The following is a 25202-nucleotide window of genomic DNA, read 5'->3' as shown; positions in this document are numbered from 1 at the left end:
AGGGCGGGCTGGTGTCCGTCTATCGGCGAACGCTGCGCTGAGGAATATCCCTACCCACCTCGGGCTTTGCAGTGACGTTCAACCGGATGAGCAGCTGGGGGTAGGGATGAAGAACGAACGTGCGCTGGTCGTCGGCGGTGGCGGAGTGGCCGGAATAGCCTGGGCTACGGGCGTACTGGCCGGTCTCGCCGACGCCGGGGTAGATGTCACCGACGCGGACGCCTTGTTCGGGACCTCGGCCGGGTCGGCGGTGGCCGCACAGCTCACCAGCGGTGTAGAGCTGCCGGCGCTGTTCCGGGCCCAGGTGGACCCCGCGCTGCAGCAGGAGGAGCTGACGCCGCGGGACGGCGCGCTCGTCGAGGCCTTCGAGTTCGCCGCGAAAGTCGACGCTGAGGTCACCGACCCGGTGGAACGCCTGCGTCGGATGGGTGAGATGGCTCTGGCCGCCGAGACCGTGACCGAGGCCGCCCGGAGGGCCGTCATCGAGGCCCGGTTGCCGTCTCACAGGTGGCCGGAGCGCAATCTGTCGGTGATCGCCGTGCACGCTGTCAGCGGTGAGACCCGGGTCTTCGACCGTACCTCCGGCGTCGGCCTGGTGGACGCTGTGACGGCGAGCTGCGCCATTCCCGGTGTCTGGCCTGCCGCGACAGTCGGCGACGACCGCTACATCGACGGCGGCGTCCGTTCGCTCACCAACCTCGATCTCGCGGCAGACTACGCCCGCACTCTCGTCATCGCTCCGATGCCCGACCCTGTACTCGATGCCGACGCAGCCTCGATCACCCGGCGAGGCGGCCTCGTCGAGGTCATCACCCCCGACGAGGCCTCTCTTGCCGCCTTCGGCACCGACCCGCTGTCCCCTGCCAGCAGGACCCCTGCGGGCCACGCTGGTTTCACCCAGGGCCGGGCGGCCGCGCAGGAGATCGCCACGCTGTGGAGCATGGCGTAGCACACGACGCGACAGGGTGGCCGTCGCCGACAACATCAGCTCTCAGAGCCGAAGCCAACCAACAGCTCGGGCAGACGGCGGGGCTTCCCGGCCTCAAACGCGACGAGGAGAGCGTCGGCAGTCTGCTCCGGGCCTCGGTGCGGGTGCGGAACGTGTGACGGTGCACGTACTCCACTTTGAGCACGTTGTTGAACGCCTGGCTGACTGCGTTATCGAAACAAGATCCGACTCGGCCCATGGACTGCACGCCGGCTGCATCTCCGCGCCTCCATGATCTGGATCAACGACCTCACCCGAACCAGCCTGTGATCACAGCCAGTTACAGGACCGGTCGCGAGGTCAGGCGGTCAGCGCCGCAAGCTCCGCGTTGGCGCGCTCGGTGACCAGGGCGAGGACGCGGCCGGCGGCGGTCAGGTCCTCGGCGGGTATCCCGCCCCAGATGCGGGCGGAGATGGGGGCGGTCTCCGCGCCGGTGGCGGCGAGCAGCTCGCGCCCAGCGTCCGTCGGGCGAAGGTGCGCGCCGTCCGCGACGAGCAGCTGCTTGGCCAGCAGTTCGTCGAGGGTGGCGCGGATGTCGGCCGGATCGGCCTTGAGGGAGCCCTGGACCTGGGTGATGAGATCGTCCGACGTCTGCGGGGTCTCGGTGGTGATGGCGGCGCGCAGGGCGACCTGCTGTTGGAACGTGGCGCCGTACCGGGCCAGGACGTGCTCCAGGACGCTGCGGGCGGCGTAGTGGGCCAGGGCGAGGGCGCGGGCATCGGCGACGGGCGCGGTAGCGGTGGATGCGGTGGTGGTCATGGCGTTCCCCTCCGGGTGCTCTGGTCGTTCGGTACGGATGGAGCGAGAGGTACGTCGAGCAGGGCCGTCAGCTCGGCGGTGAACGCGCGCGTCCTCGGGGCGTTGAGGCCGCCGAGCGGCTCCAGCAGTTGCTGGAGCAGTCCCTGGACCACCGCGATGGCCTGCCGCGTGACAGCCTGTCCTTGCTCGGTGAGGGCGAGCTGTACGGCGCGCGGGTCGCGGGGGTCGCGGGTGCGCTCGATCAGACCGGCCGACTCCAGGACGCGCGCCAGCTTCGAGACATAGAGCGCCTCCAGGCCGGTGTGGTCGGCGAGCCGGCGCTGGCTGGGCCGCTCGCCAGTGCGCTGCATGCCGTGCAGCGACGCGACCAGTACGTACTGTGCGTGGGTGAGACCCAGCGGAGCCACCGCGCGGTCGACCGCGACGCGCCACTTGTTGGCGAGCCGCCATACCAGGAAGCCGGGCGTGGGGCCCGGTGAACCCTTGCTCATGGCGAATAGATTACATGGCTACTATGTCCATGGCTACTATTTTCGGCGGATGTGACGGCGCAATCGACTCGGCGCCGCGACGGGCCGAGGGAACGCCTCCAGCGGGACCGCCTCCGCCCCGTCACACGATCAAGACCAAATACAGGCCCTAGTTCCCCAGGGAGCCGGCCGTGCCGATCCCGGCCGGCGGGCAGGATCGGCACGACGGCGTACATCGTCAGTTTGTTCGTTCCTCGTTGCGGACAGCCGAGCTCGCGGTGCCCGGGTCTGCCGATGTCTCCGCCGCCAGCGCCTTCACACCCTTGATCGAATGCGGGCGATCTCCTTTGTCAGAAGGAGCGGTGGCCACTGCGGACGTCTCACCTCCCGCGGGTGCAGACATGACATGTGTCTACGGTCCTGCGCGTCCGGCTCGCTCGGTTTCCGCAGCGCGACCTGCTCGACGCCGATGCGCCGTCGCACAGCCTGCCTGGCACCGCCTTGGTGAAGATCAGTACGTCCTCGTGCTGGATCACCGCGAGCGGGAGGCCCTGTCGGCGGGCGTCGCGGACGTTCTTCATCTGAAAGAACGACGGACGGGTGATCACGCGGCTGTCACGGATACCCGCGAGGAGCGCGACGGAGCGTTCGGTGGGGGTGAGTCCGGCGGCCTGGCCTGCAGCGAGGACGGCGGAGGGCAGGTCGATGAGTTCGCCCCGCTCGCGCCACGGGCGGGTGGTGACGACGACCGTTCCCCCAGGGCGCAGGACGCTCCGGCACTGAGCAAGGATCTCGGTGAAGGCTTCCAGGAGCCGGTCGGTGGAGACGTGGGCAAGGTTGGAAGGGTCGTGGCCGTAGCGGTAGTCCGTCTTCACCACCCCGCGTTCGCCGGTCTCGCGGGTGGAGCGCACCTGCCCGTGAACGGAGCTTCCGTACGGCGGTGAGGTGACTACGAGGTCTACCTCGCCGTGGAGTGCGGTGGGGATGAGCTGGGTGAGGTTTCGGGCGTCGCCGCAGTGCACGGCGCCGGCGCTGGTGCCGTCTTGTCGGGTGGCGGAGGCTGCGTTGAGTCGGGCGATGTCGGCCCACTTCCCTTCGTACTCGACGCCGAGGGCGCTGCGGCCGAGGTGGATGGCCTCGACGAGGGTGGTGCCGATGCCGCACATCGGGTCGAGGACCAGGTCGCCGGGGCGGGTGTAGGTGGAGATGGCGTGGGCGGCGATCCTGGGGAGCATCTTGGCCGGGTGGGCGGCGGAGCCGGGCACGTAGCGGCCCTTGCGCTGCGCCGGGGCGGAGGTGGGAGCGGTGTTCCACACCGAGAGGGGGTAGGGCACGGCGGTCTCCTCTTTCCCGGGTCTAGGCGTGGCGGATCGCGGACAGGGCGATCAGGTCGCAGTGTGCGACGCCGCGGGAGATGTCCGCGGGAAGGACGGGTACGAGGTGGTCGCCGACGGGATGGGCGTAGGCGACGACGATGTGCTGGAGGTAGCGGAAGCCGGCGGTGCGGGCGCAAGCGATCAGTGTCCCCAGCGGGTCGGTGAGCTGTCCGGCCTCCCGGCGTTGGCGGGTGGCCAGCAGCAGAAGTCCGTAGTCGGGGAGGAGCCGGTGGGCACGGTGGAAGAAGCCGGGCCAACCGTCCGCCAGGGCGCCGGGCATCCCGCTGTGGTCGGACGGCAGGTCGTCGGTGGGGGCGGGCAAGGTGTCGGGGTGGAGTTCGGCCAGCAGGAGGGAGGGCTTCTTCGCTCCGTCCTCGTCGTCGGCCGGGTTGGTGAAGGGGGCGGTCGGGATGCGGGCGTCCATGGCCGGTGCCGTGTCCCGGATGGCGATCTTGAGGAGTGGGGCGGGCCGGTCGGCGGGGCGTCCGACGAAGTCGGTGCGGATCTTGTCGAGGGCCCAGGCGGGCAGTACCGCTCCCGGGATGGGAGCAACGTTGGGCTCGTCCGGGCCGGGGAGCCACACCGTCGTCGGCAGTAGGTGGGCGGTACGACGGCGGCGAGCAGCGTGGTTCGGCATGGGCTGAGCGGGGCCCGGGAGTGAGGGTCCGGCCGTGCTCGTGCTGACGTGGGTAATAGGGACTCGCTGGCTGATCTTCGCCATCGCCTTGCGGGTGTTCGATTGCCTTGGCGTTCGCTCCGCGTGCACGGCGGGCAGCACTGGCTTTTCTCGCCAGTTATCACGTTGGCGCAGGTCACCTTCCTTACGAGCCAGTCGCGTGCCATATGCGAGCCACCACCGAACCATCGGAGGCGGCCCCTATGACGGCGATCAGATCGATGCCGAAAAAGTTCCGTGTTCGAATCGCGATGCTCCGTTCGCGGCGTCATGGCAGCCCATGGCGGGAGCAGCAGAGCCGGGCCATCGCACATGCCGGTCCATTCGACCGGCGGTGGCGCGGCACTGGCATGTGAGTGGGCCGGCGGTGACTCGGGGGCCTGGGAGGTGTGGCGGCGGAAGTTGTCCACGCCGTCACGGGAGATGCGCCATGCACCACCGTCAGCACCCCCACCGCCCCACCGTCGCCCACCCGCAGAGCACTCTTCGCTCGCCGCTCGGAGAGCTGGAGCAGACGTTCCTCGCTCTCGCCCACGGCGCCGAGCCCCTCACCCTCCCCGCTCACCTGGTGTGCGACGAACCCGACCGTGCGGCCTGGCCGGTCGACCGGATCCGCACTCACCTGGCCCACTCCTCCACCCGCGCCGAACTGCGCGAGCAGACCTGGCGCGAGGTGGTCCGGCGTGCCCGCGACCTCGGCGAGCCATGGGGTGTGGTCGCCGTGGCCATGACCGTGCCGGTGCTGCGCCGGATGCTCGCCCGGCTGGCCCGCCCCGTCCATCTGGAGCGCGCCGAGGTCGAGCAGGAGGCCTTGGCAGCTGTCGCCACGGCCCTGCGCACGGTGGACCCCGGCGTGGAACGGTTGGACCGGGAACTGTTCAGCGCGGCCGACCGGGCCGTGCACCGACTGGCGTACGCAGCGCGCCGCCAAGCCGCCCGCGAAACCGCCGCATATGCAGGATCTCTCGACCACCCGTACTCCCCACCCCAGGTGGACAAGGGAGAGCCGGTGGACGAGCTGACGGTGCTGGCCCGCGCCGTGCAGGCCGGCGTGATCCGCGTGGCCGAGGCGCGGCTGATCGCCCGAACCCGCCTCGACGGAGAGCCCATGGACCGTCTCGCGGCCGAGCGCGGGATGAGTGCACGTCAGCTCTACCGGCACCGCAGCGCCGCCGAACAGCACTTGGCCACACATCTGCGGCGCCTGCAGCAAGAGCTGTAGGGCGTCCGACCGGGCGATCTGTGGTGGCGGAATGTCAATTCCCGCCACCGGCGTCTCTATTCACGACGATGGCCCGGCCCGGATCGGGATCCGAGCCGTCCGCTCCGGTCCGGCGCAGCGGCTGGCGGCCGATGTCTCGGGCAGGAGCGATGCAGTGTGCGGGGTGAGCACGACCGTCTCGTGCTGACACCCGAGAAAACCCTTCCCGTCGCACTCCTTGAGGAGGTCGGCCCGGAGGCCAGGGTTCTGCTCACCCCGCACCCGCTTCTCGTACACGCCTGTGGGACTGCCGTCTCGGTCGCCCCTTTCTGTCCAGTTCTGTGTGCCGATGGAGGTGTGCTGCCATGTCCGCGAAGCTCCGTCGGCCGTACCAGCCGAAGCTCCGGCCTTTGGCCCGCTGGCTCTCGCGCTTGGGGTTCGTCGCTGCCTGTACCGTTTCGGCACTGCTGGCGGATCCGCCTTGTGTGTGGGCGGTCGCGGACATCCCGACCGTCATCACGAACCTGCGGAACTGGATCGTCGGCATCCTCACGGGACTCGCCACCCTGTTCCTGACCTTCGGCGGGCTGCGCTACCTCATGGCCGGCGGCGATCCCGGGGAAGTCGAGGCAGCCAAGCGGGGGTTGAAGGCTGCGGCCATCGGCTACGGGCTCGCGATCCTGGCGCCAGTGGTCGTGACAGTGTTGCAAGGCATCGTCGGCGCAGGCGGGGGCGGGCGGTGATGCGCTCACGTCTGGGCCGCGCCCTGCTGCTGCTGTTCCTGGCCGCCCTCGTGTTCGTTCCGCTCGCCCAGCCGGGTTCCGCGTACGCCGTGGACCTGGTTGCCTTCGGCCCGGCTTCCCCTGATCCACCTCAGCCCGAACCGCAGCCCGCGCCCGGCCCCGCGGCGCCCTCCCCCGCCCCCGAGCCCGGACCGAGGCCGGATCCCGCCCCAGGACCCACCCCTTCCGCGGGCCGTCCCGCGCCGAAACCAGAACAGCCGTCCCCCACCGAGCCGGCGCCGGGCCCCAGCCCGTCAGCCTGCGAGGCCACCGGCGTCGGCTGCGACAAGGACAGCGGCTGGGGCTTTCTCGACATCCCCGGCATGATCGTGAACGCGGTCACCTCGTTCCTCGGCACACTGATCGAGCAGGTCATGAAGCCGATCCGCGAGTTCCTCGCCGACACCCTGCTCGCCACCCCCGACGTCACCCAGCACACGGACATCAAGCGATTGTGGACCTGGACGCTGGGAACCACCGCCGGGATCTATGTGCTGTTCGTGACCGCGGGCGGCATCACGGTGATGGGCTACGAGACCGTCCAGACCCACTACGCCCTGCGGCAGATCGCCCCGCGCCTGCTGCTCGGGATGGCCGCGGCGGCAGCCTCGCTGACCGTGATGGGCAAGGCGATCAGCCTGTCCAACGCCCTCGCCCACGCGATCATGGCCAGCGACCTGTCGGACGCCGGGCAGGGCATGGTCGAACGCGTCCTGCCCTTCACCCTGTTCGGCTCCCCCGGCCTGCAGCTGTACCTGCTCATCCTGGCGATCGTGACGACGGCACTGGTCCTCGCCGTGCTGATCGGCTTCCTGGTACGTGTCGCGGTGATGGCGCTGCTGGCCGCAGGCGCGCCCCTGATGCTGGCGTGTCACGCGCATCCGCTGACCGATCCGGTCGCCCGCCTGTGGTGGCGCGGGCTGGCCGGTTGCCTGGTCATCCAGATCGCCCAGTCGATGACGTTCGTCCTCGCGCTGAAGCTGTTCTTCGCCCCCGGTGCCACCGCCCTGGGCATTCCCAAGGCCGACCAGCTGGGCACCATGCTCGCCGGCGTGGCCCTGTTCTGGGTGCTGTTCAAGATTCCCGGCTGGACGCTGCAGGTCGTCCTGCACGGCACCCCCGCGCACCAACCGCACACGCCCGGAGTACGGATGCTCAGGCACCTGGCGATGTACCGGCTCATCAACCACTACCTGCCAGGCATGTACCCACCACGTCGCCGCCCAGGCGGAGGAGGCCGCGGGCCGGGCCCGGACCGCGGCGGCCCTGGCGGGCGCGGTGGTGGAGGAGGTGGTGGTGGCGGAGGAGGAGGAGGTGGAGGTGGTGGTGGCGGAGGAGGAGGAGGTGGAGGTGGTGGAGGTGGTGGAGGTGGTGCAGGCCGGGGCCGGGGCGGCCCCGGCGCAGGAGTAGGCCGTCCGGGACGAGGCAGGCGCGGGCCGGGTGGAGGCGGCCCGCCTGCCCCTGGCCCCGGGGGTGGGGGCGGGCAAGGCCGTGGCGGACCAGCGGGCGCGCCACGCCCCGGTGGCCGCCCCCGGCCAGCGGGTCAGCCCGCGCCCGGTGCCCCGCCCGGACGGGGCGGGCGCCGCGTCGGCGGCGTCGGCGCACTACCGGTTCCCGCCGCGGCCAGGACTCCTGTCCCCGCTGTCCCACCTCGCCAGACGCCGCGGCACCGCAGGCCCGGTGTGGCTCCCGCTGTCCGCACGCCGAGAGGTCCCCGCGCTGTGATCTACCCCGCCCAAGCCCGTCGGACCCGACAACTGCCCCTGCCCGTCACTGCCGCGCGCACTCCGACCCGGCCGGCAGGGGCTACCCAGCTCTGGCTGCCGATCCGCGCCGAGCGCCTACCGGCCCCGCCCTCACCAGCCCGCGCCGTGCCGGCCACGCCACCGCCGGCGACCCGGCCGACCCCCGCGAACCGAGCCCGCCAACTGGCCCTGCCCATTCCCGCCCGCCGTGTCCACGTCCGGCCGCCTCGCCCCATGCAACTGCGCCTGCCCCTCGAACCACCCCGGAGGTAACCCCGTGCATCAGCCCGACGAGACGGCGGACGCCCCCTACACCACCCGCATTCCAGCCGACATCTCCCGCCCCGACCGCCTCCTGGGACCCTTCACCGCCAGGCAGACAGGCATCCTCACTGCCGCGGCACTCGTGCTGTACGGCGGCTGGTGGGCCACACACCGCTTCATGCCCCCGCTCGCGTACGTGGTCCTCGTCATTCCGGTCGCCGGCGCGGTGGCCGCCCTCGCGCTAGGCCGCCGGGAGAGCATCGGCTTGGACCGCTTCCTGCTCTCCGCGCTCGCCCATGCCCGCGCGTCGAAACGCCAGGTGCACGCCCCCGAAGGAATGCCCGCATTGCCGGCCGTCGTTCCCGGCCGCTGGGCCACAGCCGCAGGCTCGCCTCCGGATGCGATGCGTATGCCGTACGACGGGATCACACCGGAAGGGGTGCTCGACCTGAACCGGGACGGAAGGGCGGCCCTGGCGACGTGCTCCACGGTCAACTTCGAGCTGCGCTCAGCGGCCGAGCAGCAGGCCCTGACCGCGGCGTTCGCGCGCTGGCTCAACTCCCTGACCGGCCCGACCCAGTTGCTGGTGCGCTGCCACCGCATCGACCTCGCCCCGCTCGCTGACACCCTGCAGCTCGATGCCACCGCGCTCCCGCACCCCGCGTTGGAGCGCGCCGCCCGAGCGCACGCCGACTTCCTCACCGACCTCGCTGCCAGCGGCAACCTGCGCGGTCGGCAGATCGTGCTGGTCGCCCGCGAAGAAGCCGCAGCACCCGGCATACGAGGCCACTCCAGCGAAGGACGAGCACGTCAGCGCGTGGCCGAGGCCGCTCGCGCACTCGCCGCCGCCGAGATCACGGTCATCCCGCTGGACGCCGAGCAGAGCGCCGAGTTGGTCAGTGCGGCCTGCAACCCCGACACACCCACCCCACCCGACGACGATCCGGAAGGAAGCCTCGCATGATCCGGCTCCCCTTCAGCGCCCGTCGCACCACTGCCGACGCCCCGATCGTGGACGGCGCCCGCCTGCTGGATGTGGCCGGTCCCGAGGCCATCGAGGTGCACGCTCGCGCGCTGGCCATCGGAGCGCACCTGGCCACCACGCTCGTGGTCACCGGCTACCCGGCCGAAGTCAGCGCCGGCTGGCTCGTCCCGCTGCTGAGCTTCCCCGGGCATCTGGACATCGCTGTGCACATCGAGCCCGTTCCCAATGCTCTTGCGGCTGCCGGGCTGAAGAAGCAGCGCGCGCGTCTGGAATCCGGCCGCCGCACCGGTTTCGACAAGGGGCACCTGGACGACCCTGAGACGGAGGCCGCCGCGGCGGATGCCGCTGAACTCGCCTACCGGATTGCCCGGGGCGAGGGGAAACTCTTCCACGTCGCCCTCTACCTGACCGTGCATGCCGCGGACGAGGAGAGCCTGGCCGAGCAGGCCGCCGCCGTCCGGGCCGTCGCCGAATCCCTCCTCATGACTGTTGCCCCGACCACCTACCGGGCTCTGCCGGGCTGGCTGGCGACCCTGCCTCTCGGCGTCGACACTCTGAAAATCCGCCGCACCTTCGACACCGCCGCACTTGCCGCGTGCTTCCCCTTCGCCAGCCCCGATCTGCCGATCAGCACCGACGAGGCCGGCGTCGCGTCGGGGGTGCTGTACGGGCTGAACGCGGTGTCCGGTGCCCCGGTGCTGTGGGACCGCTTCGCCCAGGACAACTACAACTCGATCACCCTGGCTCGCTCCGGCGCCGGCAAGTCCTATCTGACGAAACTGGAGCTGCTGAGGCTGATGTTCACCGGCGTGACGGCCTCGGTCATCGACCCGGAGAACGAGTACGTCCGGCTCGCCGACACCGTCGGCGGGCACGTCGTCGCGCTCGGCGCCGACGGCGTACGCCTCAACCCCTTCGACCTGCCGGCAGCGGCGGACAACAGCGAGGACATCCTGACCAGGCGCGTGCTCTTGCTGCACACGTTCCTTGCGGTCCTGCTGGGCAGTGACCTGACCACGGCCGAGAAAGCTGTGCTGGACCGGGCCATCCTTGCTGCATACGCTCGCGCCGGAATCACCTCCGATCCCCGTACGTGGCAGCGCACCCCGCCCACGCTTGCCGATCTCGCGGCCGTCCTGGCCGAAGAAGGAAGCGAGGCGTCAGCCGATCTCACCAATCGGCTCGCTCCTTTCACCACCGGTTCGCATTCAGCGCTGTTCAACGGTCACACCACCGCCTCCACCACCGGTCACCTCGTCGTGTTCGCCCTGCGTCAGCTTCCGGAAGAGGTCAGGCCACCGGCCATGCTCCTTACACTGGACGCGGTCTGGCGGCAGGTCACCCATCGCACGCAGCCGGGCCGGCACCTGGTCGTGGTGGACGAGGCATGGCTGCTGATGCGCGACGGCGCCGGAGCCGGCTTCCTGTTCCGGATGGCCAAGACCGCCCGCAAACGCTGGACCGGTCTTGCGATGGTCACCTCGGATGCCGACGACGTCCTCGCCTCCCCGCTCGGGCGGGCCATCGTTTCCAACGCGGCCACCCAGATCCTGCTCCGCCAGGCCCCGCAGGCCATCGAGGTGATCAGCGACAACTTCCATCTCTGTCACGGCGAGCGGGAGTTCCTGCTCTCCGCGCCCCGAGGCGAGGCCCTGCTGCTGACCGGTGACCGCCGCCACAAGGTCGCCCTGATCAGCGTCGCCGCACCGGGCGAACACGAAGTGATCACCACGGATCCCGGCGAGCTCGCCGCCCAATACCTGACGGCCGGGCATCCCGAGGCCGATGGCCTCTCCACCGATGAGCCCTTCGACCGCGACGCTGGTTGGGCATCATGACGGCATACATCCCGAATGCTCACTCCCGGTCAGGCGGGCCACTGGTGGACTTCCTCACCGGCACGGACGGCTTGTGGAGCACGATCGGCGGCAACGGCGCCGGCTGGCTCTGGGCGCATGCTCTCGTGCTCGTTCCCTGTGTCACCGTCGCCCTGGCGGGCGGCTCCGTGCTCCGGTATCGCCTGCGCCTGCGGCGCGAACAGCGCCTCGCCCAGGGCGCCCGCTGTGTGGAGGTCTTCGCACCGCCTGTGGTCGCTGCCCGGGGCGGTGAAGTTCTGTGGGCGCAGCTCTCCGGTCTCCTGCGCCCCTGGTGGCACCGGATCACGACGGGCCAGCCGCACCTCGCCTTCGAATACGCCTGGTCCCACACCGGGCTGTCGATCCGGCTGTGGCTGCCCGGCTCCGTGCCGCTGGGCCTGGTACGCCGTGCTGTCGAGGCCGCCTGGCCCGGCGCCCAGACCCGCGTCACCGAGCCGACCCTGCTCCTCCCGACCGGCCACAGCGTGACCGCTGGGAGGTTGCGCTCGACCCGTCCTGACGTGCTGCCGCTGCGCACCGACCACGCCACCGACCCGCTGCGGGCCCTGCTCCAGGCCGCCACCGGTATGGGCGAGGACGAATCCGCGTGCGTACAGGTCCTGGCCCGCCCTGCGACCGGCAGCGCCCTGCGCCGGGCCCGTCGCCAGGCCCGCAGGCTGAAAGCGGGACACGTGCCCACCCGGCCGGTCGCCCTGGCGGCGCTCCTTCTCCACCGTGCGCAGCCCAGCACCACCGGCAAACAGGATCCCGAACACGGCCCAGCTGTACGGCAGTCGGCCACGAAGCTCGCCGGACCGCAGTGGCAGTGTGTGATCACCTACGCCGCCACCTGCTCGACCGAGGTGGAGCGTGCGCAGGATGTGGCGCGCGGCCGGGCCCACGCGCTTGCGTCTGCCTTCGGCCTGTACGCCGACCGCAACTATCTCGCGCGCACCCGCCTGCCTCGGCCCGAACCGCACCTGAGTGCCCGGTGTTTCCCCTTCTCGCGGCCGGCGCTGCTGTCCGTCCCGGAACTCGCCGCCCTGGCCCATCTCCCGGCCGACGTGGACGCCCCCGGACTGCGGCGGGCCGGCGCCCGGTCCGTTCTGCCCCCACCCACCGTTCCCGAGCCGGTGCCCGGCAGCGGGGTCAAACCTCTTGGCCGCTCGGACACCGGTGCCCGCCGCGGCGTGGGGCTTGCGGTCGCTGATGCCCGACATCATCTCCATGTCATGGGCGCGACCGGCTCCGGTAAGTCCACCCTCGTCGCGAACCTCGTCCTGGACGATGTGTGCCATCGCCGCGGCGTCATCGTCATCGACCCCAAGGGTGACCTGGTCACCGACCTGTTGGACCGCCTCCCGGACACATGTGCCGACCGCCTGGTCCTCATCGACCCTGACGACCCGCACACCCCGCCCTGTCTGAACGTCCTCGAGGGCACGGACATCGACGTCGTCGTCGACAACCTCACCGGCATCTTCCGGCGTATCTTCACCGCTTTCTGGGGCCCGCGTACCGACGACGTGATGCGCGCGGCCTGTCTCACGCTTCTCAAGCACCGCGAGCGCACCCGCCAGCTGGTCACCCTCGCCGATGTCCCCCGGCTGCTCGGCGAGTCCGCCTACCGGCTGCGGATCATCCCCGCGCTCAAGGATCCGGTGCTGCGGGGCTTCTGGGACTGGTACGAGTCCATGTCCGAGCCCTCACGAGCGGCCGTGGTCGGCCCGGTGATGAACAAGCTGCGGGCCTTCCTGCTGCGTGACTTCGCCCGACGCGCGATCGCCGCCGGCCCCTCCACCTTCGACCTCGCCGGCGTCCTCGACGGCGGCATCCTGCTGGCCCGTCTGCCCAAGGGAGCGCTCGGCGAGGAGACCGCCCGGCTGCTGGGCTCGTTCATCGTCGCCGGCACCTGGCAGGCTGCCGCGGCCCGTGCCCGCACACCCGAGCACGCCCGGATCGACGCCACGCTGAGCATCGACGAGGCGCACAACTTCCTGACCTTGCCATATCCGTTGGAAGACATGCTCGCCGAGGCACGCGGCTACCGCCTGTCCATGCTGCTGGCCCACCAGCACCTCGCCCAGCTCCCCCGCGACCTGCGCGAAGGCATCTCTGCCAACGCCCGCAACAAGATCTTCTTCAACGCCTCCCCGGAAGACGCCGGCGCGCTGGAACGGCACACGCTCCCGACACTGGCCGCGCACGATCTCGCTCACCTCGGCCCGTACCAGGCCGGTGCTCATCTGCTGACCGGCGGCGCGGAGTCGGCCGCGTTCACTCTCACCACCCGTCCCCTGCCGCCCCCGGTGCCCGGCCGGGCGAAAGACCTGCGGGCGGCGGCGGGCGGACGCACCGGGCCACGTCCGGCCACACGCCCCTGAAGCACGCCTCCCCCATCCTCCTCACACCTGGTGGTGACCTGTCATGCCCTCATTGCCCCGCCCCGCCATGGGCCCCGGCTCCCGCTGCACCGCTCGCGCAGTGACGACCCGCCCACGCCCCGCCCGGCACACCGACGTCGCTGCGCTCTCCCGCACCCTCACCGCCCGCGACCTGTGGTTGGCGCGCATGCTCCATGAGCACCGCGTCTTGACCACCCACCAGATCGCCGGCCTCGCCTACACGTCGCTCCGCTCGGCCCAACGCCGCCTGCGCACCCTGCACCAGCACACCGTCCTCGACTCCTTCCGCCCCCTGACCCAGACCGGCTCCGCCCCCGAGCACTACACCCTCGGCCCCGCCGGCGCCGCCGTCCTCGCCGCCCACGCCGGACGCGACCTCGCCGACCTCGGCTGGCGCCCCAGCCACACCGGCCGCATCGCCTACTCCCCCTCCCTCGGCCACGACCTCGGCGTCAACGAACTCCTCACCCACCTCGCCGCCCACGGCCGCAACACTCCTGGCGTCGGGCTCACTCTCTGGTTGTCCGAGCGTTCCTGCGCCCGCCGCTGGGGCGACCTGGTCCGTCCCGACGCCTACGCACACTGGTGCGACGGCGAGCACCTGCTGCCGTTCTTCCTCGAATACGACACCGGCAGCCAGACCCTCGGTCGCGTCGAGGCCAAACTCACCGGCTACGCCGCCTTCGCCACGACAGCCGACACCCGCCCGGCCCTGCTCATCCACACCCGTACCGCCTCCCGCGACCAGGCACTCCGCTGCCGTCTCGCCGCCCCTGCACGGGAACTGGGGCTGACCATTGCGACCTCCTCCGCAGACTTCACCACCACCACGCCATGGGGCCCTTGGTGGAGTCCTCTCGGCCCCGGGGACACCCGCCGCACCACCCTCACCAACCTCGCCACCCGCTGGCCCCGGCTCGGTCCGGCCGTCGAACTGGAGCCGACCGACGCCGACACGGCCCTCACCCTGCCTGTGTCCCCCCTTCCGCCCACGCCCAAGGCCAGAGCGTGAGCTCGCTGTTCGCCAAGACCGCCGGCGGCATCGGCTGCGCGATCCTCGCCCTGCCGTTGCTGCCGGCGCTCGCCATCGCCGCACTGCTGGGCGGGCTGTCCGCCGGCGGCAGTGTGGCAGCCGCGCCGAGCAGGCTGGCACTGGCGGACATCCCCGCGAACCTGCTCGCCCTCTACCAACGCGCCGCCCTGGAGTGTCCGGGCCTTTCCTGGACGATCCTCGCCGCGATCGGCAAGGTCGAGACCGACCACGCCCGCAACCCGGAGATGGTCTCCTCGGCCGGCGCGGTCGGACCCATGCAGTTCCTCCCGCCCACCTTCGCCACGTACGCACACCCCGTCCCGCCCGGGGGCAAGAACCCGCCCACCCCCTGGGATCCGGTCGACGCCGTCTACGCCTCTGCCCGGCTGCTGTGCGCCAGCGGCGCCCGCAACGGCCACGACCTCCGCCACGCCATCTGGCAGTACAACCACTCCGACGCCTACGTGAACCAGGTCCTCAAGATCGCCGAACAGTACGCGGCTGCCATTCCTGCCCCAACCGAGTCGGCAGCCAGAGCAGTTGCATTCGCCCGAGCCCAGCTCGGCACCCCGTACGTGTGGGGCGGCGACGGCCCGGCCGACGGCGGCTTCGACTGCTCCGGCCTGACCCAAGCCGCCTACCATGCCGTCAGCATCAGCATCCCCCGCGTCGCCCAGGACCAGTACGACGCAGGCCCCCATGTGCCCAGAGGAGCAGCGCCGGCCCCTGGTGACCTCCTGTTCTTCGGCACCGGCCCGCGCGACATCACCCACGTCGCCCTCTACATCGGAGGCGGCCAGGCCATCGATGCGCCGCACCCCGGAGCCGTCGTGCGTCAGGGCCCGGCGCACACCGACTCCCCCTCCTTCCAAGGCGCGACCAGGCCCGCAGCACGAGGCGCGAGCGCGTGAAGCAGGTCCCCGTCCGTGAAGCCGTCGCCCTGCTGCGGATGATGACCTGGGTCCTGTGCGCGGTCGGGCTCCTCGCCCTGGTCTTCACCACGGTCAACGTCACCCGCTTCGCCACCAGCCGCGACATCCCTCTGCCGATCGCGGTCCTCCTCGACCCGATGATCGGCACCGCACTCGCCGGCGTCCTCTACGTCGACGCACACCTCGCCTCGTGGGGAATTCGCCCGCCGATCTGGTCGACCGCACTGCGCTGGAGTGCCGGATGCACCGCCGCTCTCATGAACTCCTGGGAGAGCCTGTGGCCCGACGGGCAGATCGGCTGGCCCCACCAGTCCGATCCGGCAGCCGTCCTCCTGCACCTGACTCCCGCTCTGCTCCTGATCGCCCTGACGGAAACGATCGCCGCCTACCGACGGACCGTCACCGACCTCATGGACCGGATCACCATCGCAGATCCTCCCGAACAGCGCTCTCTGCCCACCCCGGGCACATCCCGATCGCCCGGCACCAGCGCCGACCCGGAAACCGGCCGCCCCGATTCATCGACGGTGGCCCACCAAAGGGACCGAACCGGTCCGGCGCCCTTCTCCATCAGCATCCCCGCCGCGGACACCGGCCACGACCGGCCCCACACGGGCGACGACGGGCGCCATCACCCCCTGCTGGCATCTGATCCCCCACCAGCCGACGACACGGCGACAGACGCCGATGTGTGGCCTCGCGCCATCGCGTTGAACGAGGCATCGCGCGCCGCCACCGGGAAGCCGGTCAGCGTCTGGCGGCTGCGCACCGATCTGCGCATCGGGCCACGGCGTGCCCGGCACATCCGCGAGCAGCTTCTGACATGCGATCGCACGCCATCGCCGCCCTCCGTCAATTGAGCCGCCCTGCCCGTCACCCGATCGCACAGAGCCGGGACTGATCGGGTCTGGGTCGGGAGTTCAGGCCTCCCCGTTCGCCGATCGGCACACGGACCGGTGCACTGCACGTTCCACCGACCCACCGCTCTGAGCTGGTCCGTACCCCAAGCGCCAGACCCGCTTGACTTCGCGCCGGAGCGGAGCGTCCATGGTCGTGGCCGATGCACCCGGCGAGCCAACAAGGAATCCGACCCGCCCGTGCCATGGCCACGTTCGCCCGGGAAACACGCGATGCGCACGCGCCCGGCGAACATCCGCGAACCGCACCCTTGCGGTTGCACCCCCGGCCGGGGACCTCGCCCAACCGACTTCCGACGGAATCGAGGTTCCCTCATGTCCGACACCACCAACGACACACGCACGCAGCACGCCGAACCCGACCAGCCCGCCCAGCTGGTCGGACCCCCCGCCTCCGTCCTCGCCCACCTGATCACCCTCACCGCCGACGAGGAAACGACCGCCGCCGAACTCGCGCTCGCAGCCGACCTGGGCCGATCCACCACCAGCAAGGCCCTGACCACCCTGGAGAAGCACGGCCTGGCCATCCGCACCCCCGGCGGCCACGACGGCCCCCGCCGCACCCCCGACCGCTGGCGCGCCACGCGCGCTGACGAGACCAGCAGCGACAACTCATGCCCATCGGAGCCCACCGCCACCACCCCTGAGCCCTCCACCACCAACACAGCCGAGCCAGAATCCCCGTGCACGGGCTGCGAGAGCACTCCGGTCGACGCAACCGCAACCGCAAGCGAAGACACGAGCGCCGACTCAGGTGCGCGCGTCACGGACGTGTCGGTAGACGACACACCACACAACCCCCTGCACCAAGAAGGTGAGCAGCCCGGGGCGGACTCCGCTGAGGAGGCCAGCGGGCGTCACAACCCCAGCGACGACGACTCGGCGGCCGAGGATGCCCCTCCTGCAGATGCAAGGTCCGGAAAGCCGACGCCGGGACGTCTGCTGATGACTGTCCAGTCCGGCGAGAAGAAGCGGCTCGCCCCGGGATCGCTCCGTCAGATGGTCATCAACCACCTGGAGGCACACCCCGACGAAGCATTCACTGCCACCAAGATCAGCCGAGTGATCGAGCGGTCCTCAGGAGCGATCGCCAACGCCCTGGTCAGTCTGGCGCAGCAGGGCATCGCCGAGCAGATGAGCGACCGGCCGCGCACCTACCGCATGGCAACGCCCGACGGCAACGCGTAGCCGACCGGAAGCACCGAACCGGGCTGGTTCCCATGAGAGTTGGGAACCAGCCCGGCAACTGGTCGAGTCTCCCACACCACGCTAGTGGCCACGGGAACAGCGAGGGTACGGCGGCAAATTGGCTAAGGGCTGAAATCAGAATGAGGTCTCATGGCTCGGGGATGGCGGCATGCCAGTTGGCGTTGGCGCGGCCCGGAGGGCTATGGAAGCTGGACTCCGGACCAGGCCCCGGTTCCCACCGACGGCGAGACCTGGGCGATCGGCGCGGTCATCCTCAACCAGGACGGCAGGGCCTTCGCTCAGAAACGCAGCCCCCACAGGCGGCTCTTCCTCGACTGCTGGGACGTCGTCGGCGGCCACGTCGAGCCCGGCGAATCACTCCTGGATACGCTCGCCCGTGAGGTCGAAGAGGAGACCGGCTGGCGCCTGCGCCGAGTACGACGCCTGCTCGGAATCACCACCTGGACCGGCGACGACGGGAACGGAACGCGGCACGAGGCCGACTACCTCGTCGAGGTCGACGGCGACCTGGAGCACCCCACCCTGGATTGGTCCAAGCACACCGCTTGCGACTGGTTCGGCCCCAACGACCTCTCCCGCCTCAAGGAGAACCGAGCCCCCGGCGAGTACCTCATCCACGACCTCATCGCCACGGCCCTACAAGATCGCCCGGACTGACTCTAGGCGTCCTGACGGCCGTAGCGTGCTCTGTTCCATGCCACTTGCTCGGCAGTCAGTGGTGACGAGATTTTATGCACGTCGCCGACAAGGTCGTTGCCGCGCCGCCGAGGCCGCCCCCACTCGCGTTCCCGGAAGGCCATGACGGACACCTGGGAAGCGGGCTGCCAGTGCAGGGTGAAGGCCGGGGCATTGGCGTCCGGGACGTCCTCCAGGCACACGCCGCGGTTCGACAGCAGCCGCTGCAGTTTGTCGAAGCGGAGGTGACGGTCAAAGCGACCGTACCGCTCGCGAATCGCCTTGTTGACAATGCTGCTGCCCCAATACGAAAGCCGATGCACCTGCAGGGTGAAGTGGTGCCCCTGCCATGGGTGGTCGGGCGATTCCCGGTCCCAGAAGAACTCGACCAATCCGTAGTCGCGCCACATGCTGTAGTCGTCAATGGAGTTCTCGGCGAAGTCGGAACTCAAGATCGCGCTAACTTGGTCGGGGCTGTCCGTCGGCTTGGCACCGAGGACCGTTCCAGACATGACCACGTCCACGTAGAACGCGAGGGAATGCGGAGTCAGCTGCTCTCTCCTTGACTGGGTCGAGGTGGCCGGGAATGGCCGCCTCAGCATGGGCGACAGGGGCACCGCGAAGATCCGATGGGCAGGCCCTACGACCGGTTGCGTGGGTGGTTGCGCGCGGTGCGCTCATTGCCGTGCTTGTAGGCCCCTGTCCAGCGGGCCATCACCAGTTGGGCATCCCCCGACTCGACCCCCGCAAGGAACTTCTGGGCACGCGCGCCGCGCAACGTGCCCGCCGGACGGCCCTGGCGGGTGATCGTCACGGTGCCATCAGGGCGCTGGGCATAGGCGAATCCGAAGGGTCTTGGCATGACCGGGATAGTAGGCACTCGAGCCGGCAATCCGCATGCGCATTTCGGTCAGCGAGTACCGGCGTTGTCTACATGATCGCCCGGACAGGCTCTAGCCCCAGAGATCTCAGTCCGATGACAGTCCTAAGGATGATCGCGGGGGTGGTCTCGGCGGCGGTCGCGATGTAGGTAGCGTACTGGACCCAGCGTTCAGCGCGCGCAACCTTCGCACGCGCAGCGTACGAACTCGCATCCCGCACGGGGTTGCCCCGGGCCGAGCACGCGGGCGTCGACAACCGCGGCACTGGCACAAGAGGGGCTGGAACGCGAAGGACTGCCGCACACCACGGGTGCGGCAGTCCTTTAACGTACTGAAGTTCTAGCTGGTGACCAAGGGCTCCACTTCTGCCACGAGGAACTCTCCGTAGTGCAGAGCCGAGCCCAGCGCCTGCAGTCGCGTGTATTGGTCCTGGGAGAGCGCCGTGCCAGATCGGATACCGATCTCGCAGATCGCTCTGAGGAGCAGTCTGAGTGCCAGGTCGGGCGTGCACCTGCTGGCACACAGGGCCAGGGCCTTTCGGATGGCGTCCGGCAGGATGCGGGTGTGGTCGATCTCGGCCAGAACCTCATCCGCCATGTCGGCCCCGTCGTCGGCATCGCTGCCGGTGAGCGGCGAGATGTCCGGTGCGATGGCCAGCCAGTCGTCACAGAGTTGGACCAGGGTCTCCATCCACGCTGTACCCGAGGTAAAGCCCCTGGGCGGGTCGGAGAAGGCGCCTTCCGGATCCGTCGCGGCCTGCCACAGGGTCTCGATGGTCGCTGAGTCGAGGCTGTCCAGCAGGACCTGGGCATCCCGGCGGATGAGCAGCACTGCCTCAGGCTCCAGGTCCGGGGCCAAGTGATACCGGACCGCCTCGGCCCCCGTGGCTCCGTTGTGCGTCCAGTCCTGGTGGAACATGGTGGTGAGCCATGTCAGGCCGAAGTCGGACTCGTCGAATCGCTTCACTCATCACCTCCTACATCGGGAATGCAGTGAACACGTAGTAACCGCTCTTATGACCCTTGGCCTTCTTCAGCACGATCCGGAAGGCATTTTTGGCGGGTGTGATGCTTCCGTCGCTGTGTGCCACGTAGCCGAGGGAGTCCTTCCCAGGATAGGTCCCCGTCAACGCCCTCTCCCGCTGGGTGCCGCGCATCCAGCGCTGGATTTCGGCTGCCTTGGTAGACAGTGCATAGTCCACCACGGCCTGTGCCGTGTCGACGTCAGCGAACACCCCGTTGACTCCCTTCGCCTTAGCTAGTCTCTTGGCGTCCTCCTCGGTTACGAGTCCGGGGCCGGCCGTGTGCTCGTCAAGGGCGTGAGCCTGTCCAGGGAACTCACCGGCATCGGCGACGAGGTTATTGCAGTTGTGGACCAGGACCGGGCTGCTGCCGGCGATCGCGTAGAAGGTGTGCAGGCCGGACACGGTCAGGTCGTACACCGTCCGCGGCGCGGCCTGGTGCTCGTCGAGCAGTGCGGCCACGGTGCGGGCGGTTCCGTCCGGGCCGCGCAGGGTGTCTCCGTGCCGCAGGTCGGATGCCAGGGTCCAGCCGTGTCCGGTGACGAAGAACCGGTGTCCGGGTGTGCTGGTGAGGTGTCCGCCGTTGGTGAGGGCGACATCGACCAGGTCGACCGCGGTGTGGTGGAACGTCCGTGTGACCGGCTCGCCCTGAGCCCGTCCCGTCGCCGGGTCGGTGGCGAGCAGCAGGTCACCGGTGCGTACGTCACGAATCGCCTTGCGGCTGCCGTCGGCGAGGACCACCTGGGTGGTGCCGGGGAAGCTGTTGACCGAGCAGGCCGTCCGCGCCTCCTTGTACACGTTCACCGACCGCTCGATGTCCGCCAGGGTCTCCGCGTCGACATCCAGTGTCTTCAGGGCCTTCAATGCATCGGCGACCCCTTCCCCGGAACGCAAGGCGGCGTCCATGCCTCGGATCGCCTCGGCGATCTTCCCGAGCGGACCACCGAGCGGAAGCCAGGTGGCGGCCCAGGCGCAGTCACCGAGGCTGCCGTCGCCGTCACCGGCGAGTTTGTGGTAGCAACCGGTGAAGTCCCCAGTGATCGACTTGGCGATGCCCTTCCAGAGGTCCAGAGCCACGTCCACGGCGGACATCTTGACCTTCTTGCTCAGGCCCTTGATCGTCACCGTCTTGAGGAAGACGGTGTCCTCGGCCGGACAGCCGGACTCGGTGGCAGGCACATCCGGGTTCAGGCACAGGTAGTAGCTGACCACCGCGTCGAAGTGCGCGATGTACACCATGGTGTTGCAGTTGAAGTTGTGGCATTCGTTGGGCAGTTGTTCGGGGTCCCCGTCCTGCCTGATGTCGTCGATGACGGAGAAGACTCCGCCGACACCGGTCGTCGCGCCCGTCTGCACCTGCTGGTTGGCCTTCTCCCGTTCGGTGCGGTCGGCGGCAGTCTGGGCTTCCTTGGCGTACTTGTCTGCGTCCTTGGCTGCCTGTTCGGCCTCGGTCGCCGCTGTGTCGGCGCGGTCGGCCGCTGCACGGGCGTCCTTGGCATCCTGTTCGGCCTGGGCGGCTGCCGAGCGTGCTGCCGCCGCGTCGAGTTCGGCTGTGTCGGCGGAGTCGCGGGCGTCCTTGGCGTAGCCCTCGGCGTTGCCTGCGGCCTTGTCGGCGGCCGCGGCGTCGTCGGCCGCCTGTTGGTCGTAGTCGATGGTGCGGGCCAGCGACGAGGCGGCTGCTGAGGCGGCCTTGGCAGCGTCGGCCGCGTAGCCGAGAGCCTCCTTGGAGTAGGTGCGGGCGTCCGCAGCGTACTGGGCTGCGTTCGCGGCGTGCTGGTAGGCCTCCTTGGCGTCGCCCTTGGCCTGGTCGGCGAGGTTCTTGGCCGCGTCCGCCTCGGCTTGGGCGTTCTTGGCATGGGCGTCGGCGACGGCCTGCTGCTGGTCGGCGATGGACTTGGAGGCCTGTCCGGTCAGGACCACCAGGACGGCGGCGGAGTCGGTTTCGACGTAGGGCGAGCCGAGCTGGATGGCGTCGTTGGCGGGGTCGGCGACCTTCTCGGCCGCCTTGCCTGCGTCCACGGCGGCCTGCGCGGTGACATGGGCGTATCCGGCGGCCTTGGCCGAGGCGTCGAGTGCCTTGCCGGCTTCGGTGCTGGCGGCGTCGGCCTGGGTCTTGGCGTCCTTGGCGTGCTGTTCGGCCTCGTCGGCGAGCTTGACCGCGGCCCTGGCCTCGGTGGCGGCGTCCTGGGAGGCCTTGATGGCGTCGGCGGCGGCGCTGGTGGCGGTCTTGACCGCCGCGTCCGCCTTCGCCTTGTCGGCCTGCGCGGCGTCCGCGTCCGAGCGCGCCCGCTTGGCCGCGGCCTCAGCGCGGGTGGCCGCCGCGTCGGCGTCGGCTGCCGCCTGGGTGGCTGCGTCGGCAGCGGCGCGGGCGTTCTGCGCCGCGGTGTCGGCGTCGTCGGCAGCCTTGTCCGCCTCATCGGCGGCAGCCCGGGCGGCGGTTGCGGCGTCCCCGGAGTCCAGCTTGTCGGCGTAGGCGTCCTTGGCGTCGGCCTTGGCACGGGCCGCGTCCGCCTTCTGCTCGGCGTCCCAGGCGTCGTCGCGCATGGCCTTGGCCTTGTCGCGGGCCGTGTTCGCGTCGTCCCGCTTGCCCTCGGCGGTCTTCTCGGCGGTGTCGGCCTTGTCCTTGGCGTCCTTGGCCCGGGTCGCCTGGGCCTCGGCGTTCTTCCTGTCGTCGGCGGCCTCGGCCTGCTTGGCGGCGGCCGTCTCCTTCTCCGCCTTGGCCGTCTTCTCCTGAGCCTGTGCGTCCAGCCGCTTGGCGTGCGCGTCGGCGGCAGCCGCCTCCGCGTCGCCCTCGGCCTTCACGGCATCGGCGAGCTTGGCCTCGGCGGTCTCCTTGTCCTTCTTGGCGTTGTCCCGGTGGACCTTGGCCGCGTCGGCCGCGGCCTTGGCCTGCTCCTCGGCGGCCTTCGCGGCCTCCTTGCGGAACTCGGCCTTCGACTGCGCCGCCTGCGCCAGGGCGCGCTGGGCGATGGTCGCGCTGTCACCGGCGGAGGCGCGGGTGGCGGCCTCGGCCGTCTCACCCGCCTTCTCCATCGCCGCGAGCGCGGCGGCGGCTCCCCGGGTGACCTGCGCCTTCTGCTCACCCACCAGCAGACCGCGGCCCCGCGGCGCCCCATTGGCGTCCGCGATGCCATAGGCGGCCTGAAGTGCGCTGTCGGAGTCGGTTGCGGCCTTCTGCGCGGCCGCCAACCCCGCCTTGAGCACGGCAAGCTGACTCTTCGCACCCGTCTGGGCCAGGGTGATGCCGGCGGTGGCCCTCGTGAACTGGGCCTTGTCTGGGTACGACAGGCTGTCGGTGCCGTCGTGGCCCTGGGGAACGACGCGGATCTTCTGCGCGTCGGTGCCGTTGCACGTGTACAGCTGGGTGTCGTTGCCGTTGTCAAACGTGTGCAGATCCAGGCACTTGCCGGTCACGGCGTTACGCAGCTCGCCGGCGGCGCGGACATCGAGCTGCCACTGCTGCGCCGGGGAGCCGTTGCACGTCCAGATCTGGATCTTCGTGCCGTTGGCGTCGTTGCCGCTCTTCACATCGAGGCACTTGCGTGCATTGGTGTTGTACAGGGCGTACCCGCCGTCGTAGGCGCCCCAGAACTTCCACTCCTGGGCGGCACTGTTGTTGCAGGTGTAGATCTGCACCGGGGTGCCGTTGGCCGTTCCGCTGCCCTGGACGTCCAGGCACTTGCCCTTGGCCGCCTCCACCCGCATCACCAGGGAGGAATCGCCGATCCAGCCGACGCCACCCGGGGACCAGTAGTCTTGCCAGCGGGTGAGATGGTCGGCGACCCAGGAGTTCCCCAGCATGCCGCTCAGCGCCTTCGCGCCCTTGGCCAGGGCGTCGACCGCGCTCTTGTTCGCGTCCAGGATCTGGTTGCGCTGGGTGGCCTGGGAGGCTACCTCCTGCTGCCATTCACCTGCCGCGGTCGTGCTCACATCGCCCAGCACGTTGTTCGGGTCGAGCGGGTCACGCCAACCGCACGCCGCGAAGCGGGACTTCACGTCCTCCACCGCGATGCGGTACTCCGGCGTTCCCGGCTGCGGAGCAGTGCGCGGGAAGCCACCGGAGGAAAGGAAGACTCGCGCGTCGTCGGCGCCGGCGTTCCTCGCGGGGCCGCCGTGCATCCATTGGAACGCGTCGTGCTCGGCCAGCGCCCGGTTCCACTCCTGCTGTGACTTCCCCGCCGGGTCCGGGTCCTTACCGTAGACCGGGTTGCCCACGGCGTCGACGGCCTTGAGCGTCGCGGTGTCGGCCGCCGGAGTGGCGTCCTCGTAGAAGTCACTGTCGTTCTTCCAGAACCGGCCGGCGACCCACGTGCTCAGACCGGTCTGGCTGTAGAAGCTCTGCTCGCCGTCGGGCGGCAGGTGAAAGGCGGTGTCGGTGAATCCCCCAGGAGTCGCCAGACCGTCGAGAGGCTTCTTCCAGCCCTCCCGGAGAGCATCGAGCCCGGCCATCTCCTTGCCCGCCGCGTCCCGGTCCTTCTGGTACGCGACGGCCAGCGGCGTCTGCTCCCAGTTCTTCCGGTCCGCCAGGACATGGAGCTTGTCGGCGCTCTGGTTGAGGCCGTCCTGGGCGGTCGTGGCCATCGTCGGGCCGCCGAGCCGCAGCACGTCGGTCATCAGGCACTGGTCCTGCCGCAGTTGCTCGGCAGTGGTGTCCTGGTACCAGGGGTAGGAGTCGGCGGCCGGTTCGGGGGCCGGCCCGGACGAGCCGGGCTGGACCGCGAGTCCGGCCAGAACCGCTAGCGCCGTGACACCGGTGACGGCGGAAGGCAGTCTCCGTGGTCTTCGTGATCCGGGCAGGCGGAACCAAGGTCTGGGGTGCACAGGAGCATCCCTTTCTGCGTTCATGGGAGTGCGGGCCGGGAGAAGGCCGGAGAACAGGGAGCAGCAGAACGCATCCCTGACGGCATGCCGGGATGGCTGGATCCCGTACGCGTTGCGGTCTACGGACGCTTCTGGCGTTCCGACGGCAGGTACGACGGCATGACGGTGCTACCCCTCCCCGTGAGCGACGCTGTTCCCCCGGCCGC

At 70.2% G+C, this 25202-nt stretch carries 20 protein-coding genes; 12 read left to right on the top strand and 8 right to left on the bottom strand.

Going from position 1 to position 25202, the window contains the following annotated elements; translation table 11 throughout:
- Positions 1-106 precede the first annotated feature (106 nt).
- Positions 107-949: a patatin-like phospholipase family protein gene (locus AC4OXY_RS37945; protein ID WP_491991886.1), complete on the top strand. Its 843-nt coding sequence runs from the start codon at positions 107-109 to the stop codon at positions 947-949.
- Positions 950-1288: 339 nt separating this feature from the next.
- Here the strand turns inward: AC4OXY_RS37945 and AC4OXY_RS37940 are convergent, their stop codons facing one another.
- From AC4OXY_RS37940 to AC4OXY_RS37925, 4 genes are all read right to left on the bottom strand, one after another.
- Entirely contained in the window at positions 1289-1747 is a 459-nt protein-coding gene (locus AC4OXY_RS37940; protein ID WP_376288554.1) for a MarR family transcriptional regulator, read from the bottom strand.
- A complete protein-coding gene (locus tag AC4OXY_RS37935) occupies positions 1744-2238 on the bottom strand; it encodes a MarR family winged helix-turn-helix transcriptional regulator (RefSeq protein WP_402069522.1) in 495 nt (164 codons plus the stop codon). The genes AC4OXY_RS37940 and AC4OXY_RS37935 overlap by 4 nt, the downstream gene beginning before the upstream one ends.
- A gap of 359 nt (positions 2239-2597) precedes the next feature.
- Positions 2598-3551, bottom strand: coding sequence for a TRM11 family SAM-dependent methyltransferase (locus AC4OXY_RS37930; protein ID WP_491991885.1), 954 nt, complete (start codon positions 3549-3551; stop codon positions 2598-2600).
- 22 nt (positions 3552-3573) lie between these two features.
- On the bottom strand, positions 3574-4230 hold the full coding sequence (locus tag AC4OXY_RS37925) for a hypothetical protein (RefSeq protein ID WP_356032546.1): 657 nt from the start codon (positions 4228-4230) through the stop codon (positions 3574-3576).
- Positions 4231-4699: 469 nt separating this feature from the next.
- Here AC4OXY_RS37925 and AC4OXY_RS37920 point away from each other — a divergent pair, with 469 nt between their 5' ends.
- From AC4OXY_RS37920 to AC4OXY_RS37870, 11 genes are all read left to right on the top strand, one after another.
- Positions 4700-5491, top strand: a complete 792-nt coding sequence (locus AC4OXY_RS37920; RefSeq protein WP_491991884.1) for a hypothetical protein — start codon at positions 4700-4702, stop codon at positions 5489-5491.
- 344 nt (positions 5492-5835) lie between these two features.
- Positions 5836-6213: a pilin gene (locus AC4OXY_RS37915; RefSeq protein WP_491991883.1), complete on the top strand. Its 378-nt coding sequence runs from the start codon at positions 5836-5838 to the stop codon at positions 6211-6213.
- Positions 6213-8270, top strand: coding sequence for a TrbL/VirB6 family protein (locus AC4OXY_RS37910; RefSeq protein WP_491991882.1), 2058 nt, complete (start codon positions 6213-6215; stop codon positions 8268-8270). The genes AC4OXY_RS37915 and AC4OXY_RS37910 overlap by 1 nt, the downstream gene beginning before the upstream one ends.
- Before the next feature lie 4 nt (positions 8271-8274).
- Positions 8275-9225, top strand: a complete 951-nt coding sequence (locus tag AC4OXY_RS37905; RefSeq protein ID WP_491991881.1) for a PrgI family protein — start codon at positions 8275-8277, stop codon at positions 9223-9225.
- Positions 9222-11084: a VirB4 family type IV secretion system protein gene (locus tag AC4OXY_RS37900; RefSeq protein WP_491991880.1), complete on the top strand. Its 1863-nt coding sequence runs from the start codon at positions 9222-9224 to the stop codon at positions 11082-11084. Before AC4OXY_RS37905 ends, AC4OXY_RS37900 begins: the two co-directional genes overlap by 4 nt.
- Entirely contained in the window at positions 11081-13486 is a 2406-nt protein-coding gene (locus AC4OXY_RS37895; RefSeq protein WP_491991879.1) for a type IV secretory system conjugative DNA transfer family protein, read from the top strand. The genes AC4OXY_RS37900 and AC4OXY_RS37895 overlap by 4 nt, the downstream gene beginning before the upstream one ends.
- 43 nt (positions 13487-13529) lie before the next feature.
- Positions 13530-14519: a replication-relaxation family protein gene (locus AC4OXY_RS37890; protein WP_376288565.1), complete on the top strand. Its 990-nt coding sequence runs from the start codon at positions 13530-13532 to the stop codon at positions 14517-14519.
- Positions 14516-15451, top strand: coding sequence for a C40 family peptidase (locus tag AC4OXY_RS37885; RefSeq protein ID WP_491991878.1), 936 nt, complete (start codon positions 14516-14518; stop codon positions 15449-15451). The genes AC4OXY_RS37890 and AC4OXY_RS37885 overlap by 4 nt, the downstream gene beginning before the upstream one ends.
- Positions 15448-16332 carry an extensin gene (locus AC4OXY_RS37880; protein ID WP_491991877.1) on the top strand — a complete coding sequence of 295 codons (885 nt, stop codon included), beginning with the start codon at positions 15448-15450 and terminating at the stop codon, positions 16330-16332. The genes AC4OXY_RS37885 and AC4OXY_RS37880 overlap by 4 nt, the downstream gene beginning before the upstream one ends.
- 372 nt (positions 16333-16704) lie before the next feature.
- Positions 16705-17577 carry a helix-turn-helix domain-containing protein gene (locus AC4OXY_RS37875; RefSeq protein ID WP_491991876.1) on the top strand — a complete coding sequence of 291 codons (873 nt, stop codon included), beginning with the start codon at positions 16705-16707 and terminating at the stop codon, positions 17575-17577.
- Positions 17578-17727: 150 nt separating this feature from the next.
- Positions 17728-18255, top strand: coding sequence for an NUDIX hydrolase (locus AC4OXY_RS37870; RefSeq protein ID WP_376288569.1), 528 nt, complete (start codon positions 17728-17730; stop codon positions 18253-18255).
- Positions 18256-18257: 2 nt separating this feature from the next.
- Here AC4OXY_RS37870 and AC4OXY_RS37865 read toward each other — a convergent pair whose 3' ends face one another.
- The 4 genes from AC4OXY_RS37865 to AC4OXY_RS37850 all read right to left on the bottom strand — a co-directional run bounded on the left by AC4OXY_RS37865 (position 18258) and on the right by AC4OXY_RS37850 (position 25020).
- On the bottom strand, positions 18258-18797 hold the full coding sequence (locus AC4OXY_RS37865; protein WP_376288570.1) for a hypothetical protein: 540 nt from the start codon (positions 18795-18797) through the stop codon (positions 18258-18260).
- Between the two features lie 116 nt (positions 18798-18913).
- Positions 18914-19135, bottom strand: coding sequence for a hypothetical protein (locus tag AC4OXY_RS37860; RefSeq protein WP_376288571.1), 222 nt, complete (start codon positions 19133-19135; stop codon positions 18914-18916).
- 358 nt (positions 19136-19493) lie between these two features.
- On the bottom strand, positions 19494-20120 hold the full coding sequence (locus AC4OXY_RS37855) for a hypothetical protein (protein ID WP_376288572.1): 627 nt from the start codon (positions 20118-20120) through the stop codon (positions 19494-19496).
- 10 nt (positions 20121-20130) lie between these two features.
- Positions 20131-25020 (bottom strand): RICIN domain-containing protein, encoded by a 4890-nt coding sequence (locus tag AC4OXY_RS37850; protein WP_376288573.1) that lies wholly within the window; start codon positions 25018-25020, stop codon positions 20131-20133.
- Positions 25021-25202: the final 182 nt, after the last annotated feature.

Source organism: Streptomyces sp. HUAS MG56, from assembly GCF_058673395.1.
The sequence above is the reverse complement of the archived record's forward strand: the minus strand, read 5'-3'. Positions and strand labels throughout refer to the sequence as shown.

Bases quoted from the DNA above. Each gene is read 5' to 3' on its own strand.
- AC4OXY_RS37945 (WP_491991886.1), top strand. From the start codon at position 107: ATGAAGAACGAACGTGCGCTGGTCGTCGGCGGTGGCGGAGTGGCCGGA.
- AC4OXY_RS37935 (WP_402069522.1), bottom strand. From the start codon at position 2,238: ATGAGCAAGGGTTCACCGGGCCCCACGCCCGGCTTCCTGGTATGGCGG.
- AC4OXY_RS37870 (WP_376288569.1), top strand. From the start codon at position 17,728: ATGGCTCGGGGATGGCGGCATGCCAGTTGGCGTTGGCGCGGCCCGGAG.
- AC4OXY_RS37895 (WP_491991879.1), top strand. From the start codon at position 11,081: ATGACGGCATACATCCCGAATGCTCACTCCCGGTCAGGCGGGCCACTG.
- AC4OXY_RS37925 (WP_356032546.1), bottom strand. From the start codon at position 4,230: ATGCCGAACCACGCTGCTCGCCGCCGTCGTACCGCCCACCTACTGCCG.
- AC4OXY_RS37890 (WP_376288565.1), top strand. From the start codon at position 13,530: ATGCCCTCATTGCCCCGCCCCGCCATGGGCCCCGGCTCCCGCTGCACC.
- AC4OXY_RS37940 (WP_376288554.1), bottom strand. From the start codon at position 1,747: ATGACCACCACCGCATCCACCGCTACCGCGCCCGTCGCCGATGCCCGC.
- AC4OXY_RS37920 (WP_491991884.1), top strand. From the start codon at position 4,700: ATGCACCACCGTCAGCACCCCCACCGCCCCACCGTCGCCCACCCGCAG.
- AC4OXY_RS37910 (WP_491991882.1), top strand. From the start codon at position 6,213: ATGCGCTCACGTCTGGGCCGCGCCCTGCTGCTGCTGTTCCTGGCCGCC.
- AC4OXY_RS37915 (WP_491991883.1), top strand. From the start codon at position 5,836: ATGTCCGCGAAGCTCCGTCGGCCGTACCAGCCGAAGCTCCGGCCTTTG.
- AC4OXY_RS37875 (WP_491991876.1), top strand. From the start codon at position 16,705: ATGTCCGACACCACCAACGACACACGCACGCAGCACGCCGAACCCGAC.
- AC4OXY_RS37900 (WP_491991880.1), top strand. From the start codon at position 9,222: ATGATCCGGCTCCCCTTCAGCGCCCGTCGCACCACTGCCGACGCCCCG.
- AC4OXY_RS37860 (WP_376288571.1), bottom strand. From the start codon at position 19,135: ATGCCAAGACCCTTCGGATTCGCCTATGCCCAGCGCCCTGATGGCACC.
- AC4OXY_RS37850 (WP_376288573.1), bottom strand. From the start codon at position 25,020: ATGAACGCAGAAAGGGATGCTCCTGTGCACCCCAGACCTTGGTTCCGC.